Genomic DNA, 18068 nt, shown 5'->3' with positions numbered 1-18068 from the left:
TTTTAGCTAAAAACTTGATTAAATACCTGTAAAGATTTTGGGGTTTTAAAACTCCCCAAATGTAGTTCAAAATAAAGCAAAATCATACTTAAAAAAGACTGTCTTTGCTTTGCATTAATTTTTATACTAGGTAAAGCATCAAATGTTGTGCCTAACAACTGTTTTAGCAATATTAAATTTTCTCCTGAAATAGTGTATTTATTACTCGATTTCATTTCAAACTTACCTTCATATAAATTAAAATAAGCAGCATCAATATTACTAGTATCTGGATAAAACCCTAAATATTTGGTTAGTTTTAATAGGAATAATAAATGGAAGTTTGCAAATTCGGATTGAGCATCAAGCCATAAAAGTGTATGCTCTAAATAACTATAAAGCGTTTCGTTTTGCTCTTCTTCTTGTAATGTATTTGATAACACTTCAGATAAAAACATAACTATTGAACTTTTTAAGACATTAGTATGCAAACTAGAGTAAAGGTAATTTAACTTAGTCTCTTTAATACTTTGTAAAGACCTGCCGCTTTTATAAGTTAGTACTAATTGTAACTGAGATAATAATTGAAAATAAGCAATTTTAGAGCTTCCTTTTTTACCTTTTAAAACACCTCTTAATAAAAAACTAACAACCCCTTTTTCTTGAGTGTAACATTTTATAATTAAATCGTTATCTCTGAATCTTAATTTAGATAAAACAATAGCATTTGTAGTAATAAGCATTATCTAACTACCATTAATTTTAAAACCTTAGTTTCAAAGGTATCCAAATCAGAAAGCATCACTAAATAAACTCCTGAAGCAACAATGTTATTAGCAAGATTTTTACCGTTCCAATATGCTGTTCCTCCATCAATTTCTAGATTATAGCCTTCATACCTTTGATTAATTCTAGATTGCGCTTCGGCAACTAAGTTCCCTTCAATATCTGTAATCTTTATGTTTACATTTTCTGAAATATCCTTAATTTTTACTTTATCTTCTAAAATATTAAACCCTGGTCTTACTGGGTTTGGGTATGCATAGGCACTTTCTAAATCTTCAAACGCAGATGAACTTCCAGATTTAAATGATAGAAGTCCTTTGGTTGTTGCTATGTAAACTATTCCGTTTTCATCATCTATTGATACATCGCTTACACTATTTGAAGGTAACGGAGAATTGTCTGTGGTAAAATGAAAGATGGTTTCTTGTCCGTCTGAAGACAAATAGAATAACCCTGCATCAGAAGTACCTATCCATTTATTGTTTGAGCCATCAACCTCTATTTCTGTTATATACTGTTGGAATAAAAGTTCTTTAGCAATGCCATCTTCTTCAATAATAATTTCATCGACCACTATATTATCATTTTCAAAAAAATTAGAAACATTATATAATACACGTAAGCCTCTATAAGTACCAATCCATAACTGATTTCGGTTATCTAAAACGACGGATGTTACATAAGGATCTGGCATGTTTACATCTTCTCCGTTTATTTTTTTTATTTGTGGATTACCATTATTTTCATTAAAACCTATAAAACCATTACCGAAAGTACCCATAAATTTTGTCCCTGTAGACTCGTCAATCTCTATATTACTAAAACCATTTTCACTAGTAGGTTCAGCTATAATTTCAGAAAAATCAAAAGAAGTCCATGATCCGTTTTCATATCTATTTAAAGGCTCGTTTACCCTTCCATTAATTAACCACAAAGCACCATTAGAATCAAAAGTACTTGCCCCTGTTAGTTTATAATTTGCAGCAAATGGCACTATCGTACTGTTGTCTTGATTAAACAGTTGGATAGGCTTGCCATCATCAAATTCTATTAAACCAGTAGAATATGAACTTACAAAAACCTGATTGGGTAGATTCGGATTTATGGCAGTATGTGCTAAATAAACAGGATTTTGAATAGTACTACTAATAGAATCATATTTAATATTTGACCACTCATTACTTTTTAAACGACTAATGCCAGTTTTAAATCTATCGCCACCAATAAAGTTATAAAAAAAGTTATATCCTCCAGAAACACACCATAAATCATTATTATAATACTCTAACGAAAACAAATCGTTTCTTAATGGGCCATCAGGGTGAATTTCTTCAAAAGACATTGGCGCGTTAATTAAAGTTTTTAAAAGCCCAAAATTCAAGCTACCAACATACACATCTTCGCCTTCAATAACTGCTGAGCTAAACTCCGTATCAAAGTCTTCTATAACTGAAATTTGAGACGTTAAACTAAAACTTGAATCGTAAATAAAAATATCATCTTTAGTGGTTATTACTAAATTTGAATTAATAGATTTAATTTCAAGCGGAACAGTATCATAACTAAATAATTGATTTAAGACATCATTTGCTATCTCGTAAATAATTCTATTTGTTCCAATAGTATATAATTTATTTTCATTTCTTTCTATCCCAACAAAACTTCCAGTTGTAACAACTTGCCAATTATTAAAATCTATTAAATTAGAGCTTGATATATCAGCTTTTCTTATACCATTACCTTCTGAACAAGCGGCATAAATAAACCCATCAAATATAGTTGTTTGATTAACTTGAATTTGTGTGCCGCCATTTCCAATAAAGTAAGTGTCTCCAAACTCTAAGCGCTCTAAATTATAGACAGATATGCCATAATTTGTTGATACATATATCAAATTCTCATAGGCATTAAAATGATTTATTCTTTTATTAGTGGCCTGAATAATAGTTTTATCAAGGATATCAACTATTGATAAAACGTTTTCATCATTATCAAAAACGATTTCTATGAGCCCGTTTTCGTATCCAATCACCAGTAATTCATACAACTCACTATAAAAAATAGTAGAAATTGATTCTCCAGAAAGCCCATTAACAGTTGTAAGCTCTTCAATTTCATTTGATTGAACATTTATAGTAAAAACAGCATTTTCTGAAGCAGCATATATCTTGTCATTACCTTTTACAACTTGCTTTACATTATAATAAGAAAAGTGTCCTTCCCAAAATTCTGAAAAATCTTGAGCAAACTGCATAAGCGGTGTAAAACAAAAAAGTAAAAAAATTATTTTTTTCAAAATGAATATTAATTATGTTCAAATATATTATATCTAACGAACTTCAACTTAAAATAATATAAATTATATCAATCAAGTTTTTAAGTATTTATGGAATACCTTAAAAATGGTGAGTATTGCAAAAACAAATTTAACTTGACAATAATTTTCGCTGCCGTTCTTTTCTTCCTTCTGACAAAAAATATAGTTCAAGAAAATGCCAAGAAAAAGTTGCTAAAACAATAACTAAAAACAAAAGAATTACACTAACCAATAACGGATTATAGGAATCAAAAAGTCCAAAATAAACAAATACTTGAATGATTGGAAAATGATAAATATAAACACCGTAAGTTATATCGCCATATTTACCAAAATGATTTAGCCATTTAAAGTTATAGGCTATATAAAAAACCATAAAACCATAAGCAAAAGGCTTAAGTATATGGGTATTAAAAACATAGTGCTCTGTGATAAAAATCAATAAACAAGGTATAATGAAATAGTGTTTCCATTTAATAAAAAAATCGAAATTTTTATATAATACAATTCCAGTCATAAAAAAAGCTAAAGCACCAGGTAATTGCTTTGCAATTCTATACATATCTATATAAACAAAGTAGTTGAAATAAATTATAGAAACTAAATAAACTATGATGCCATAGCCATGAATTTTATTTTTCTTCGATTTAGTAATCCAATAGAAAACAGGAATTAATAAATAAAACGCCTCTTCAATTTTAATAGTCCATAGCGCACCATTAACTACACACATAGAGTTCCCTTCAAAAACACCCGGCAAACACGGTTCTATATAATTCTGAAAGGTTAGATTGGCTAATAAATACTTCCAAAATTGTATGTTCAGAAAATAATCTCCAAATGATTTAGTTGAAATAAAACAAAAAAACAAAGCACAAAATAATATTACAAATAGATATGCTGGAACTATTCTTTTTATTCTTTTGTATATGTATGATTTGATATTGCTACTGTTAGCATAGCTTTTTGCAATTAAAAATCCACTTATTACAAAAAAACCATCTATGGCCAAACGAGTATTAAAAAGATCTTTATAAGCTTGAAATATTTCAACTTCACTTAGTTCAATTAAATGAGCTAAGGCAACTGTAAAAGCAAAAACAACTCTTAAAAAGTCGAAATTATTAATATTTATCTCTTTCAAAAACTTACACTTAAGTTCCAAATATATTTATAACTAACGAGTTTTACTTAAAAATAATATGTTTTCAAGTAAAAAAAGCTTCCTAATTGATATTAAGAAGCTTTTTTAAACATTTAAAATTCATTTAAACAATACCTTGTGCTAACATGGCATCGGCAACCTTTACAAACCCTGCAATATTTGCACCCTTAACGTAATCAACATATCCATCTTCATCTTCTCCATATTCTAAACAAGATTTATGGATATCAGACATGATATCTTTAAGCTTATTGTCAACCTCTTCTCTAGACCACTTAAACCTTAGCGAATTCTGAGTCATTTCTAAACCAGAAGTTGCTACCCCTCCAGCGTTAGACGCTTTACCTGGAGCAAATAATATTTTTGCCTTATGAAAAACAGCAATAGCCTCTTTAGTTGAAGGCATATTAGCACCTTCGCTTACACATATACAGCCATTTTCTAAAAGTATTTTAGCGTCATCTTCATGCAGCTCATTTTGTGTTGCACATGGCATGGCCACATCACATTTTACACTCCATGGTGTTTTACCTTTAAAATATTTTGCATCAGAGTAAGATTCAAGATACTCACTTATTCTACCTCTCTTCACATTTTTCAGTTCCATGATAAAGGCTAATTTATCTTTATCGATTCCTGCTTCATCATAAATATAGCCAGACGAATCTGAAAGTGTTAAAACCTTTCCGCCTAGTTGCAATACTTTTTCAGCAGCATATTGAGCAACGTTGCCAGATCCAGATATTACAACATCTTTACCCTCAATACTATTGCCTTTAGTTTCAAGCATTTTTTGGGCAAAATAAACATTGCCATAACCTGTAGCTTCTGGTCTAATTAACGAACCTCCCCAAGTTAAGCCTTTACCAGTCAAAACTCCTGTAAATTCATTGTTTAGTTTTTTATACATGCCGAATAAGAATCCAACTTCTCTAGACCCTACACCAATATCTCCGGCCGGGACATCGGTATTTGGACCAATATGGCGGAATAATTCGCTCATAAATGCATGGCAAAAACGCATAATTTCATTGTCAGATTTACCTTTTGGATCAAAATCACTTCCGCCTTTTCCACCACCCATTGGTAATGTGGTTAAGGAGTTTTTGAACACTTGCTCAAAAGCTAAAAACTTTAAAATACTGGCGTTTACTGTTTTGTGAAATCGCAAACCACCTTTGTAAGGCCCAATTGCAGAATTCATTTGAATCCTGTAACCTCTATTTACTTGTATTTCCCCATCATCATCTACCCAAGAGACTCTAAAAGAAATTAATCGTTCTGGTTCTACCATTCTAAGCAGAATGTTTTTACCATAATAGATGTCATGCTTTACTATGTAAGGGATTACAGTTTCTGCAACCTCCTCTACTGCTTGTAAAAACTCTGGCTCATGACCATTTCTTTCTTTTACAAGATCTAAAAATGCTTCAATAGTTTGTTTCATATATACAATTATTGCATAATAATTTATTAAATAAGTAATTTATTGGTGCAAATATACGTTATATTCAAAAATATACATGTTTTTATTTGAATTTGACAATAAATATTTAATGAGATTTTTGTGTAATTTATTAATGTTTGTTTGTTTTACTAGTTTTTATATATTTGCTTATACTAATGCCCTCAAAAAAATAAACCTTTTATGTTTAACTTGAAACATTTAGCTTCTGTTTTTTGCTTGTTTCTTATTGTTCAGAGTACAAATGCTCAACTAGGCTTTTCTCATGAAGTTGGTGTTATTTCTGGTCCGCTTCAATTTAGATCGGACTACGGAGTTCGTGAAGATTCAGAAACAAATTTTGGTAATTCTGGATTCGGAATAGGCATTGTTCATTATTTAAACTTTTCTTATAGAGCAGACTGTAATTGCTACACAACAGACACCTATTTTAATGATCATTTTAAATTAAGAAATGAAATCTCTTACAATAAAACCAATCTTGAGCATTTAGGAAAATGGGTAGGCAATCGTGTTGGTGCTGACGGTTCAGTAACACCAAGAAACACGATTGAAGCTAATCAATTAAGAGGCCATAAAGGCGTTGCAAAAAATTTAGACATTGGAACTCAACTAGAGTTTTTTCCTTTAAGTATTCGTGATTTTCAAGGGTTTGCTTATAGTTTTGCTCCGTTTGTTAGCTTTGGAGTGCATTATACTTCTTATACTCCAGAGGTAAGTACAACATACGATAACCCAAACCCGTTAGCATATGGTGACGTTACAGACTCGAGCAACTTTTACTCTGCTTGGGAAGATGGTTCTGTTGATGCCTCACCGGGTAGTACATGGTCTGTGGTTTCTAGTGTTGGAGTAAGATACAAACTTAATAAGTTATCTGACCTAATGTTAGATTTAAGATGGCAATACTATTTTAGTGATAATATTGACGGTCTAGATCATCAATTACCATCAAACAAGTATAATGATTGGTTAGTATGGCTAAATGTTGGTTACATCTACTATTTAGATTAAAACTATCAAACTGCACTAAATTACTTTAGCATTAAACTGCAATTTCACACAAATATTAGTTTTAATTCGGTGTATCCAAATGCAATAATTATCTTTAGACTTATGATTTAATTTTGGCTCATGAAGTTTAAACATTCCCTATTACTACTTACTTGTATTTTAGTCTTTATTAACTGTAAAGTCGAACAAAAAACTGTTTTTTCAGAGATCAACATTTCTACCGAAAGCAATACTATTGTTGAAGTAAATATTCCTGAAGCAAGTGGTAATGAGACTGTTTCCAATCAAATAAACTCTCATATACAAAAATTAGTAATTACTGCATTACATATTGGAAATCCAGATGAAATCACTTCAACTTCCGTTGAAAAAAGTATTGACTCTTTTAATAATGAATTCAACGCTTTTAAAAATGATTTTCCAGAATCTTCACAACTGTGGGAAGCTCAGATTGATGGGGAAGTCATGTATCAATCTTCAGAAGTAATTAGTATTGCAATAACAACCTATACTAATACAGGAGGCGCTCATGGTGTTTTAAATATTTCTTTTTTAAATTTTAATCCTGAAACTGGAGAAAAAATTGAAAACAATCAACTTTTTAATAACATAAAAGCACTTAAGAAAATTGCTGAATCTCATTACATCGATTCTTCAAAAGATAAAAGTCTTATTTTAGATAGTGAAGAGTTTAAACTCCCAGAAAACATTGGATATAGCGAAGATGGCATTGTTTTTCTTTACAATACTTATGAAATTGCCCCTTACGCTAAAAGGATAATTGAGTTTGCAATACCTTATGAAGCTATTGAGTCTTATTTAGTTTTTAACAGCCTTTAAAAGCGCTAAAACGTATCCGTAATGTAACCCTTCATGGATGGCACCAAACTGTATAGCTTCATCAATATTATTAAGTGTATTTCCCGTTGTAGAAACCGTGTAAGCATTATAGTTTTTAAAAACGCCATTAGTATAATCTTCCTGTGTTTTTTCAATTGTAGATAGTAAAAGTCCTTTTATTTCATTTACCTCCTCCTTTGTTAGACTTCCTTGGGGTTTTGAATCTTTTTTGTACTTATCAATCATATCATCAGATAAAGCTGGTTTCAATCCAGATAATTTATAAGATAATAACTGCTCTGTCACAATAACATGTGCTATATTCCAAATTACATTATTGTTGAATCCACTTGGAATCTTATTTAAATCTTCTAATGTGTTATTTTCAATAATCTTATTAAAAATGCTTCTTGTATTTTTTAATACTTGAAATGTAAACTTCATAATTTAAATTTTCGTTAAATATAGCATTTATGATATAATTGCCTTTATTTTGTTAGGAAGAATATTAAGATTTACTTCTTAGAGTAAATACAAAATATAATTAATTATGAAAAAAGTATATTATCTAAAAACCTGCAGCACCTGTGCACGAATTTTAAAGGAATTAAATTTGTCTTCTGAATTTATTCTTCAGGATATTAAATCTGAACCCATTACTGTAAAACAAGTTGAAGAAATGGAAGCTTTGGCTGGAAGCTATGAGGCTCTTTTTAGTAAACGCGCAAAATTGTACAAGGAAATGGATTTAAAAAACCAAAACTTAGCTGATCGTGATTATAAACATTACATCTTAGACCATTATACGTTTTTAAGTAGACCTGTTATTTTAGTTGATAATAAAATATTTGTTGGTAATTCTAAAAAGGTTGTTGAGGCTGCAAAGTCTGCACTTAGCTAGAAGTGGTCTTATTACATAAATTTTATACGTTTTAAAACACACTTATAAAAATGAAATAGCTTTATAAATATTTTGAATCCCTATTGGTTCATTGAATATATTTATTAAGTGATAAATAACCCGATACAAATGTATCAGGTTATTTTGTATTCCTTTCTTAATCTCTATTGCCAGCACAATTTGTTAATTGATGTCTGATATATATCATTTTATATTTTATTAACCTTTTATAGATTGTTTTATACAAACCTTTTGTTATGAAAAGCTCTAACATACTTTTCAGATTTTAATTAATTAAAAAGCTTGTTATTGTATTGATACTTTTTTGATGGTTCAAAGTAATTACCCTTGGCAATTTACTAAAGCAAATTTGAAACATAACAGAAAAAAATAAGGTATTATGAAACAGAATTACAAATTATTATTAGGTTCAAGTCTTAGCTTATTAGTTAGTTTCACTTCATTAAGCCAAGCTATTATTAGAGGCCCTTATCTTCAAAAAGGAACACCAACAAGTGTTATTGTCAAATGGAGAACAGACACTAATACTCAATCTATAATTGAATATAGTACTAATACTAGTTATAGTTCAACCTATAGTGAATCCGCTTCAAAAACTGATCATGAACTAGAAATTACAGGGTTATCCCCAGGTACAAAATATTTTTATAGAATTGGAACTGGTGGGTCATTATTAAATGGCAGTACTGATCTTTACTTTAAAACCCATCCAGCTATTGGAACCTCAGATCCTTACAGATTTTGGTTGTTAGGGTGTACCTATAACGGTGGCATTAATAATTTAAATGCAGTAAACGTAAGAGACCAGTACTATTCATATTCTGAATCCGCAGAAACTGATGGCATTCTTTTCTTGGGAGACAATGCTGGAAGCAAGGGTTTGGACTCAGATTATCAATTAAAAGTTTTTGATATGTATGATTCGAGGTTGAAGAATTCAATCGCTTGGTCTTGTGTAGGAAACCATGATGCTTATTCATCTTTTGCTGACTCACAAACAGGACCTTACTATGACATTTTTGAATTCCCAACAGCCGGAGAATCAGGAGGAATACCTTCTGGTACCGAATCGTATTACTCCTTTGATTATGGAAATATTCATTTTATAGTTTTAAATTCATCTGATGAAAACAGGGCCATAGGAGGTAATATGTATAATTGGGCATTAAGTGATATCCAAAATACAACTCAAAAATGGATAGTGGCATTCTGGCATCACCCGCCACATTCTGCTGGATGGCACCCTTCTGAAGGTTATGATCCTGAAGGTGAACCTATTGAATCAACAGAAATGAGGGAAAACTACCTCCCAATGCTTGAGGGTAATGGCGTAGATTTAGTAGTAACGTGTCACAGCCTTAGTTATGAAAGAACCTATTTTATTAATGGTCATTACGGATTATCAAATACATTTGATCCATCAATCCATATAGTGGGTGCCAATGGTGATGGAAGTGGCCAAACAATAGGAGAAAATGCTACTGGAGCATACTGTAAACCAATAACGGGTCCTAACGCTGGAAAAGGGACTGTTTATGTTGTAAATTCTAACGCATCGATATATTTGGGTGGTTTACCTTTAGATCATAATGCGATGTATTATTCCGTATCACAACTTGGATCTTGCGTTCTTGAGGTTGATGGTAATAATCTCACGTATAAATTTTTAAGAGATAATGGAAATATAGATGATTTTTTTACTATTACAAAGACTGGAACTTATCAAACTTGGTATCAAGATTTAGATTCAGATACATTTGGAAATCCCTATATAACTCAAAATTCCGAATCGCAACCTGTGGGCTATGTTGCTGATAATACAGATTGTGACGACAATGATGCTGATGAATATCCTGGTCAAACATGGTATCTAGGTATTGATAGTGATAGTGATACATTCTTCGGAGATGTTAACTCTATTATAGCCTGCGAAAATCCGGGTGGATATACTACCTCAGCTCCTGCCTTACTAGATTGTGATGATACAGATGATAATATTAATCCAGACGCAACAGAAATTGTTAATAATGGTATTGATGATGATTGTAATCCAGCAACTTCAGATAACACAGAAGTTATCGATGCTGACGGCGATGGCTATCCTGTGAATGGAGTGGGTAATCTTTTTTCAGATAATTTTAATAGAGCGAATTCTGAAAATTTAGGTTCAGATTGGACTCATTCTATCGGGCTGAGAGGAGGTATTGCTAGTATATTTTCAAATACAGTTAAAAAAGCCGGAGGAACATTTGCTATTGCTTTCCGTAAGGGAGATTTTGATGACGACCAATGGGCAGAAGCTACTTTTACAGGAGGAGGAGTATCTTGGTCTGGTGTGGCACTTAGATGCAATGAAACATCGAGCGTAATTTGGCAATGTAGTGGCCGTGTCATACAGATGTTAGTTATGACTAACGGTTCAATAAGTTCTAAAGGCTCGGTCAATTATACAGTAGTAGAAGGGGATGTGATAAGAGGAGAGGTTAGTGGAACGACTTACAAAGTTTTTATAAATGATAATTTAGCACACACCATAGTTAATCCTTCTGGCGCAAATACTTCCGGTAATCCAGGCATAATGGTTGAAGGTCATACAATGGATAATTGGTCTGGCGGAGATACTTATAATAATGCTACTGACTGTGACGATACTAATGCAGCTGTAAATCCTGGTGCTATAGAAGTGCCATACAACGGAATAGATGATGATTGTAATACATTAACTTTAGATGATGATTTTGATGGCGATGGTTTTAATAATGCTAATGACTGTGATGATATGGATCCGACTATAAATGAAAAGCAACAATATTATGTAGATGCTGATGGAGATGGGTTTGGGTCTACAACTATTGAACTATTATGTGTACCTGTAGCGCCAACAGGATATAGTGATAACAATACCGATTGTGATGATACAGATGAGAATGTCAATTCAAGTGTTACAGAAATTATTGGTAATGGTATTGATGATGATTGTAATCCAGAAACTCCCGATAGCGCAGATACTATTGATGCTGATGGAGATGGCTATACTGCAAATGAAGGAGATTGTAATGATTCGGATTCAGCTGTAAATCCTGGCGCTACCGAAGTACCATACAACGGAATAGATGACGATTGCAATCCATTAACTTTGGATGATGATTTAGACGACGATGGCTATCCTGTGAATGGAGTAGGTAATCTTTTTTCAGATAATTTTAATAGAGCGAATTCTGGAAATTTAGGTTCAGATTGGACTCATTCTATCGGGCTGAGAGGAGGTATTGCTAGTATATTTTCAAATACAGTTAAAAAAGCCGGAGGAACATTTGCTATTGCTTTCCGTAAGGGAGATTTTGATGACGACCAATGGGCAGAAGCTACTTTTACAGGAGGAGGAGTATCTTGGTCTGGTGTGGCACTTAGATGTAATGAAACATCGAGCGTAATTTGGCAATGTAGTGGCCGTGTCATACAGATGTTAGTTATGACTAACGGTTCAATAAGTTCTAAAGGCTCAGTCAATTATACAGTAGTAGAAGGGGATGTGATAAGAGGAGAAGTTAGTGGAACGACTTACAAAGTTTTTATAAATGATAATTTAGCAAACACCATAGTTAATCCTTCTGGCGCAAATACTTCCGGTAACCCAGGCATAATGGTTGAAGGTTATACCATGGATAATTGGTCTGGCGGAGATACCCATAATAATGCTACTGACTGTGATGATACTAATGCAGATGTAAATCCTGGTGCTATAGAAGTGCCATACAACGGAATAGATGATGATTGTAATCCATTAACTTTAGATGATGATTTTGATGGCGACGGAACTACGACAACTAGTATAGGAAAAATATCTCTTGGTACTTTGGGGCTTGATAATTTAGAAAGTAAAATAAAAGCATATCCAAACCCATTTTATAATTATGTTAATATAAAATTGCCTTTAAACCTTAATAATAGTGAGTTTTATATAAAAGTATTTGATCTAAATGGAAGACTAATTATTGATAGAAAATATTTTTCAATAAACAGTATAATAAACGTATCGGATTTAGATCAATTGGATAATGAACCATATATATTTAAAATAATAAATATAAAATCAGGGGAGAACACCCATAAAATATTAATTTCCAATTAATTAAACCAATTAAAAAAAAGGCTAAATTCTTTATAAAATTTAGCCTTTTAAATATTTATAAATTAACTTATCCCTAAAAACGAAAAAGTCCAACATTTCTGTTGGACTTTTTTTGCTCCTTCTCTTGGGCTCGAACCAAGGACCCTCTGATTAACAGTCAGATGCTCTAACCAACTGAGCTAAGAAGGAGTGTGCTTTTTTACTTAGCGAGTGCAAATATATATTGTTTTTTAATTTCTACAAATATTTTTCGAATAAATTTTATTCAAAAATAGCTTTATATATATCATTACCGTTTGCAAACAAAACTAATGCGATTAAAAGAAAGAATCCAACCATTTGTGCATACTCCATAAATTTGTCACCTGGCTTTCTTCCAGACACCATTTCATAAAGTAAAAACATAACGTGGCCACCATCTAACGCCGGTATTGGTAATAAATTTAAAACACCTAACATAATAGATAAAAAGGCTGTAATACTCCAAAACACTTGCCAGCTCCAAAAACTAGGAAAGATATCATAAATGGCCTTAAAACCTCCTACGCCTTTATAAGCTCCTGTGCTAGGCGAAAAAATAGCGCCTAATTGATCCCAATAAGAAACTAATTTATCTTTAGCTTTACCTAAACCAACCGGAAAAGATTCAAAAAAGCCATATTCTTTAACATCAAAATTATAATATCCTAAACTTTCTAAAGTATCAGTAGTTGAAGCTCCAGCCACAACTATTCCTATTTTAGCATCATCACTAACTTTAAGTGGCACTTTAATTTCTGCATCGGCTCTTTTAACGGTAGCAGAGACACTCTGGCCTTTATACTTCTCTAAGGCTGTTTTAACCTCATCAGCATATTTTGTTGGGTAATCGTTTATACCCAAAATAATATCACCTTCTTTTAAGCCGCTAGACTTGTTATAAGATGTATCTGGAACTTGAATAACAACAAAAGGTTGCCTTAGGCTTATAATCCCTTTTTCCTTTGAGTCTAACAATTGTGCTAAGAAATCTTCTGGCATGGTTACGGTAGACTGACTCCCATTGCGTTCTATAAGAATTTCTTTTCCGAATAAAACTTTCTCAGAGATTTCAGAAAATGTTTCAATTTTATCACCATCTACTGCTAATATTTTATCCCCAGTAAGAAGTCCAGCTTTATTTGCGACGGTACTTTCAATTTCTAAGCCATCTTTAATATTTTCATTTGGCAGAAAGGTATCTCCATAAAAATAACTCATCCCAATGTAAATGAAAATAGCTAATAAAAAATTAACCGTTACCCCACCTAACATAATAATTAAACGTTGCCACGCCGGTTTAGAGCGAAATTCCCATGGCTGCGGTTCTTGTGCCATTTGTTCGGTATCCATACTTTCGTCAATCATACCTGAAATTTTCACATAACCCCCTAATGGCAACCAACCAATTCCGTATTCTGTTCCACCAATTTTCTTTTTGAATAATGAAAATTTTACATCAAAAAACAAGTAAAATTTTTCTACTCTAGTTTTAAAAGCCTTAGCTGGGATAAAATGCCCTAATTCGTGCAGAATAATTAGCAACGAAAGACTTAGTAAAAACTGAGATATTTTTATAACAAACTCCATATATAGCTTAACAATTTTTTATAATCGCACAAAAGTAAGCTTTTAAACCAAGTTTAAAAAGTCATTCGTCTAATGGCACCTGTTTTAACAATAATTTATATGTAATACAAATGCATTAACACTAAAAATCATCGTATTTTTGTATGAGTACTTAATTTAAAAACACTCCAAATGCTGTCGTTTTTTAAAGATTATAAACTATTTGCCATTGTATTTGGTATTATCTCCATTATAATAATTACCATTATTTATAATACTTTAAATGTTTATCAACCACTTCCTATTTATCAACCAACTATGGTAAGTACTGAGTTAGTTGACAGTACTATTCAGCATCAAAAAAAATATCATAAAATAGCCGACTTTAGCCTGACAAATCAAAACGGAAAAACAATTACCCAAAATAATTATAAGGACAAAATATATGTTGCCGATTTCTTTTTCACCACTTGCAGAACGATTTGTCCTATTATGACAACTAATATGGCCGAAATTCAAAAAGAAATTTTAAATGACAATGAGGTTATGCTTCTCTCTCATTCGGTTACTCCAGAGATTGACACCGTTGCTCAATTAAAACGTTACGCTATTAAAAAAGGTGTAAATGATAAAAAATGGAACTTAGTTACTGGAGATAAAAAAGAGATCTATAAACTGGCGCGTAAAAGCTATTTAGCAGTAAAAGATGATGGTGATGGCGGCCCTTTTGATATGGTACACACCGAAAACTTTATGCTTATTGATAAAAAACGACAAATAAGAGGGTTTTATGATGGTACTAATACCGAGGACATTGCTCGTTTACTCCATGATATTTCCGTTTTAAAAGAAGAATATAAGGATTGACTTTAACTCAAAAGTGCTTAAGTAAGCGATATAAATATCAATAATGATATTTTCAGAGTCATTTCAATTTAAAATTGAAACCTAATGTTAAGTTAGGGCGTAAAAAAAGGCGCTTTCTAGAAAGCGCCTTTATAAATTTGAAAGGTTATAATTTATTTATAACGTCTTTTTGAATTCCAAACTAAAGAACTTGCGTTACTAAATTTTTTTGTTCTAGTTCCTACTTTGTTCTCTGATACTATTCTATTACTTGTTTTCATGTTAATCATTTTCATGGGGTTTAATAATCGGGTGCAAATTTATGTCACTTATACACCCTGGAGAACAACAGATTTGGTAAGTTTATATGGTATTTTAACCCAACAACACTTGACAAAACACTTAAACTGCTAATTACGTTACTTACCCGTTTGTTGGTTGAGTTAGGAGTTGCAAAAGAAATCCTTTTTTATGAGGCACTAATAAAAAGATTGCATCGAAACGTGTATGTTCATGAGTTCCAAAATGCAAAATAGAGATGCATGAATAAAAGCCCGACCCCCTTGGAGAATGCCTAAAAAATTATTTACATATTAAAACTGTTAAACTTTTACATTTTAAACTTTTACACTACTTTTGCTTCTTTAAAATCAATCTAAATAAGCTTGCAAGATACTTTAGCACATTTAAAACGTGGAGAAAAAGCAGTTATAACTGACGTTTCCTCTATTCATATTCCATTGAAATTACTTGAAATGGGTTGTTTACCAGGAAATTCTGTTGAGTTAGTTCAGGTTGCTCCGTTTCAAGATCCAATGTATTTAAATATAAATGGATCGCACTTAGCAATTAGAAAAGAAACGGCTTCTCATATCTTAATTGAAAAAGTAATACATGAGTAAACAAATAAACGTTGCTTTAATAGGAAATCCTAATACTGGAAAAACCTCTGTTTTTAATGCTTTAACAGGCTTAAATCAAAAGGTTGGCAATTATCCAGGTATTACTGTAGAAAAAAAACAAGGCATTTGTAAACTGCCACGTGGTGTAAAAGCTCATATTATTGATTTGCCCGGAACTTACAGTTTAAATGCATCTTCTCTTGATGAAAACGTAGTTATTGAATTATTGCTCAATAAAAACGATAAAGATTTTCCAGATATTGCTGTGGTTGTTACCGATGTTGAAAATTTAAAAAGGAATCTTTTACTATTTACTCAAATTAAAGACTTAGAAATACCTACGCTGTTAGTTATTAATATGGCTGACCGGATGAGTTACAAAGGAATTTCTTTAGACATTGATTATTTAGAAGAAAAACTTAATACTAAGATTGCCCTTATTAGTACCCGAAAAAACGAAGGTATCGATAAGTTAAAACAGCTCATTTCAAATTTTAAAGATGTATCTGTAGAACCGTGTATTGATACTACAAAAATTGATACTGAATACTTTGGAAACTTAAAAAAAGCATTTCCAAACCAACTGTTGTATAAACTTTGGCTTGTGATCACCCAAGATGTTAATTTTGGAAAAACAGATAGAAATGAAATTGATGCAGTCGCTAATTTTAAGACAAAAAGTAAAGGTGATTTAAAACGTTTACAACAAAAGGAAACTATAAAACGTTATCAATTTATTAATAAAGCGCTTGATAAAGGGCAAACCATAGACCTTAGTCAAGCTAAAGATTTACGCATAAAACTCGATAGAATACTAACGCATAAAGTTTGGGGTTATGCTATTTTTGGCATCATTTTACTTACCATATTTCAAGCTATTTATGATTGGTCTAGCATTCCAATGGATTTTATTGATAGTACTTTTGCCTCACTTAGCGAATGGACAAAAACACAATTGCCGCAAGGTGCTTTTACCAGCCTATTAGCTGAAGGTATTATACCAGGACTTGGTGGTATTGTTATATTCATTCCGCAAATTGCTTTTCTATTTCTATTTATAGCTGTACTTGAAGAAAGTGGATACATGAGTCGCGTGGTATTTTTAATGGATAGGATTATGAGACGTTTCGGTCTTAGCGGGAAAAGTATCGTACCGCTTATTTCCGGTACTGCTTGTGCGATTCCTGCTATTATGGCAACCAGAAATATTGAAAGTTGGAAAGAACGCTTAATTACCATTTTAGTTACACCTTTTACAACCTGTTCTGCTCGATTACCTGTTTACCTAATTATTATCGCTTTAGTAATTCCAGAAGGACGCGTTTTAGGCTTAAGTTATCAAGCATTAACCTTAATGTTATTGTATTTAATTGGGTTTGGTACCGCTATCCTATCGGCATACATTTTAAATAAAATTTTAAAAATAAAAAGCAAAACGTTTTTTGTAATTGAAATGCCTAATTATAAACTACCACTTTTTAAAAACGTAGCACTTACTGTAATAGAAAAAACAAAAGCCTTTATTTTTGGAGCTGGTAAAATTATTTTAGCCATATCTATCGTACTTTGGTTTTTAGCATCTTATGGCCCAGGAGAAAAATTTAATGATGCTGAAAATATTGTTAAAACTGAATTCGCTTCTCAAAATTTATCTACTGAAGATTTACAACAAAAAATAGCATCTCATAAATTAGAACATTCGTTTATTGGTATTGCTGGGCATGCCATAGAGCCCGCCATAAGGCCTTTGGGCTACGATTGGAAAATTGGAATAGCCATTGTAAGTTCTTTTGCCGCAAGAGAAGTTTTTGTTGGTACTCTAGCAACTATATATAGTGTTGGTAGCGATGAAGAAGAAACTATAAAAAATAGAATGGCCGGCGAAGTAAACCCTGTTTTAGGAGGACCATTATTTACCTTTGCATCTGGTATATCTTTATTATTGTTTTATGCTTTCGCCATGCAATGCATGAGTACTTTAGCTATTGTAAAAAAAGAAACCAATACTTGGAAGTGGCCTATTTTACAACTAGTTATTATGACAGCTTTTGCGTATATTGTTGCTTTAATAGCGTTTCAATTTTTGAAATGATTTTAAAATAGATTCGACTAC

The 18068-nt window shown here is 31.8% G+C and carries 13 protein-coding genes and 1 tRNA gene; 7 read left to right on the top strand and 7 right to left on the bottom strand.

The features are described from left to right. Positions 1 to 2 precede the first annotated feature (2 nt). From recO to gdhA, 4 genes are all read right to left on the bottom strand, one after another. Positions 3 to 722 carry a DNA repair protein RecO gene (gene recO, locus SJY43_RS05060; RefSeq protein WP_396602759.1) on the bottom strand — a complete coding sequence of 240 codons (720 nt, stop codon included), beginning with the start codon at positions 720 to 722 and terminating at the stop codon, positions 3 to 5. Continuing rightward, a complete protein-coding gene (locus SJY43_RS05055) occupies positions 722 to 3061 on the bottom strand; it encodes a two-component regulator propeller domain-containing protein (protein WP_396602758.1) in 2340 nt (779 codons plus the stop codon). Before SJY43_RS05055 ends, recO begins: the two co-directional genes overlap by 1 nt. A 130-nt stretch (positions 3062 to 3191) precedes the next feature. Next, positions 3192 to 4226, bottom strand: coding sequence for an acyltransferase family protein (locus tag SJY43_RS05050; RefSeq protein ID WP_396602757.1), 1035 nt, complete (start codon positions 4224 to 4226; stop codon positions 3192 to 3194). 124 nt (positions 4227 to 4350) lie between these two features. After that, positions 4351 to 5694, bottom strand: coding sequence for an NADP-specific glutamate dehydrogenase (gene gdhA / locus SJY43_RS05045; protein ID WP_396602756.1), 1344 nt, complete (start codon positions 5692 to 5694; stop codon positions 4351 to 4353). Positions 5695 to 5895: 201 nt separating this feature from the next. Between gdhA and SJY43_RS05040 the strand changes: the two genes are divergently transcribed. Continuing rightward, positions 5896 to 6726, top strand: a complete 831-nt coding sequence (locus SJY43_RS05040) for a THC0290_0291 family protein (protein WP_396602755.1) — start codon at positions 5896 to 5898, stop codon at positions 6724 to 6726. Positions 6727 to 6846: 120 nt separating this feature from the next. Next, positions 6847 to 7566 carry a DUF3298 and DUF4163 domain-containing protein gene (locus tag SJY43_RS05035; protein WP_396602754.1) on the top strand — a complete coding sequence of 240 codons (720 nt, stop codon included), beginning with the start codon at positions 6847 to 6849 and terminating at the stop codon, positions 7564 to 7566. Here the strand turns inward: SJY43_RS05035 and SJY43_RS05030 are convergent. Next, positions 7546 to 8010: a DinB family protein gene (locus SJY43_RS05030; protein WP_396602753.1), complete on the bottom strand. Its 465-nt coding sequence runs from the start codon at positions 8008 to 8010 to the stop codon at positions 7546 to 7548. The two genes, SJY43_RS05035 and SJY43_RS05030, sit on opposite strands and share 21 nt — an antisense overlap. Before the next feature lie 106 nt (positions 8011 to 8116). On the opposite strand from SJY43_RS05030, the gene SJY43_RS05025 reads away from it, so the two are divergent. Continuing rightward, a complete protein-coding gene (locus SJY43_RS05025; RefSeq protein WP_396602752.1) occupies positions 8117 to 8467 on the top strand; it encodes an arsenate reductase family protein in 351 nt (116 codons plus the stop codon). A gap of 400 nt (positions 8468 to 8867) precedes the next feature. After that, a complete protein-coding gene (locus SJY43_RS05020) occupies positions 8868 to 12620 on the top strand; it encodes a MopE-related protein (protein ID WP_396602751.1) in 3753 nt (1250 codons plus the stop codon). Between the two features lie 115 nt (positions 12621 to 12735). On the opposite strand, the gene SJY43_RS05015 is transcribed toward SJY43_RS05020, so the two are convergent. Beyond that, positions 12736 to 12809: transfer RNA gene (locus SJY43_RS05015), tRNA-Asn, on the bottom strand. 72 nt (positions 12810 to 12881) lie between these two features. Then, positions 12882 to 14228, bottom strand: coding sequence for an RIP metalloprotease RseP (rseP, locus tag SJY43_RS05010; protein ID WP_396602750.1), 1347 nt, complete (start codon positions 14226 to 14228; stop codon positions 12882 to 12884). 171 nt (positions 14229 to 14399) lie between these two features. Between rseP and SJY43_RS05005 the strand changes: the two genes are divergently transcribed. The 3 genes from SJY43_RS05005 to feoB all read left to right on the top strand — a co-directional run bounded on the left by SJY43_RS05005 (position 14400) and on the right by feoB (position 18047). Beyond that, complete coding sequence (locus SJY43_RS05005; RefSeq protein WP_396602749.1) at positions 14400 to 15074, top strand: SCO family protein; 675 nt, start codon at positions 14400 to 14402, stop codon at positions 15072 to 15074. A gap of 644 nt (positions 15075 to 15718) precedes the next feature. Then, the gene (locus SJY43_RS05000) at positions 15719 to 15955 is read left to right on the top strand and encodes a ferrous iron transport protein A (protein ID WP_396602748.1); all 237 of its coding nucleotides are present in this window, start codon (positions 15719 to 15721) and stop codon (positions 15953 to 15955) included. Further along, positions 15948 to 18047: a ferrous iron transport protein B gene (gene feoB / locus SJY43_RS04995; RefSeq protein ID WP_396602747.1), complete on the top strand. Its 2100-nt coding sequence runs from the start codon at positions 15948 to 15950 to the stop codon at positions 18045 to 18047. The genes SJY43_RS05000 and feoB overlap by 8 nt, the downstream gene beginning before the upstream one ends. Positions 18048 to 18068: the final 21 nt, after the last annotated feature.

Source organism: Algibacter sp. R77976, from assembly GCF_044594645.1.
In the GTDB taxonomy this organism is placed as follows: domain Bacteria; phylum Bacteroidota; class Bacteroidia; order Flavobacteriales; family Flavobacteriaceae; genus Algibacter_B.
Note: the sequence above shows the minus strand (reverse complement) of the source record. Positions and strands in the feature narration are given on the sequence as shown.

Bases quoted from the DNA above. Each gene is read 5' to 3' on its own strand.
- gdhA (WP_396602756.1), bottom strand. From the start codon at position 5,694: ATGAAACAAACTATTGAAGCATTTTTAGATCTTGTAAAAGAAAGAAAT.
- feoB (WP_396602747.1), top strand. From the start codon at position 15,948: ATGAGTAAACAAATAAACGTTGCTTTAATAGGAAATCCTAATACTGGA.
- SJY43_RS05030 (WP_396602753.1), bottom strand. From the start codon at position 8,010: ATGAAGTTTACATTTCAAGTATTAAAAAATACAAGAAGCATTTTTAAT.
- SJY43_RS05040 (WP_396602755.1), top strand. From the start codon at position 5,896: ATGTTTAACTTGAAACATTTAGCTTCTGTTTTTTGCTTGTTTCTTATT.
- SJY43_RS05035 (WP_396602754.1), top strand. From the start codon at position 6,847: ATGAAGTTTAAACATTCCCTATTACTACTTACTTGTATTTTAGTCTTT.
- SJY43_RS05005 (WP_396602749.1), top strand. From the start codon at position 14,400: ATGCTGTCGTTTTTTAAAGATTATAAACTATTTGCCATTGTATTTGGT.
- SJY43_RS05025 (WP_396602752.1), top strand. From the start codon at position 8,117: ATGAAAAAAGTATATTATCTAAAAACCTGCAGCACCTGTGCACGAATT.
- rseP (WP_396602750.1), bottom strand. From the start codon at position 14,228: ATGGAGTTTGTTATAAAAATATCTCAGTTTTTACTAAGTCTTTCGTTG.
- SJY43_RS05020 (WP_396602751.1), top strand. From the start codon at position 8,868: ATGAAACAGAATTACAAATTATTATTAGGTTCAAGTCTTAGCTTATTA.
- recO (WP_396602759.1), bottom strand. From the start codon at position 722: ATGCTTATTACTACAAATGCTATTGTTTTATCTAAATTAAGATTCAGA.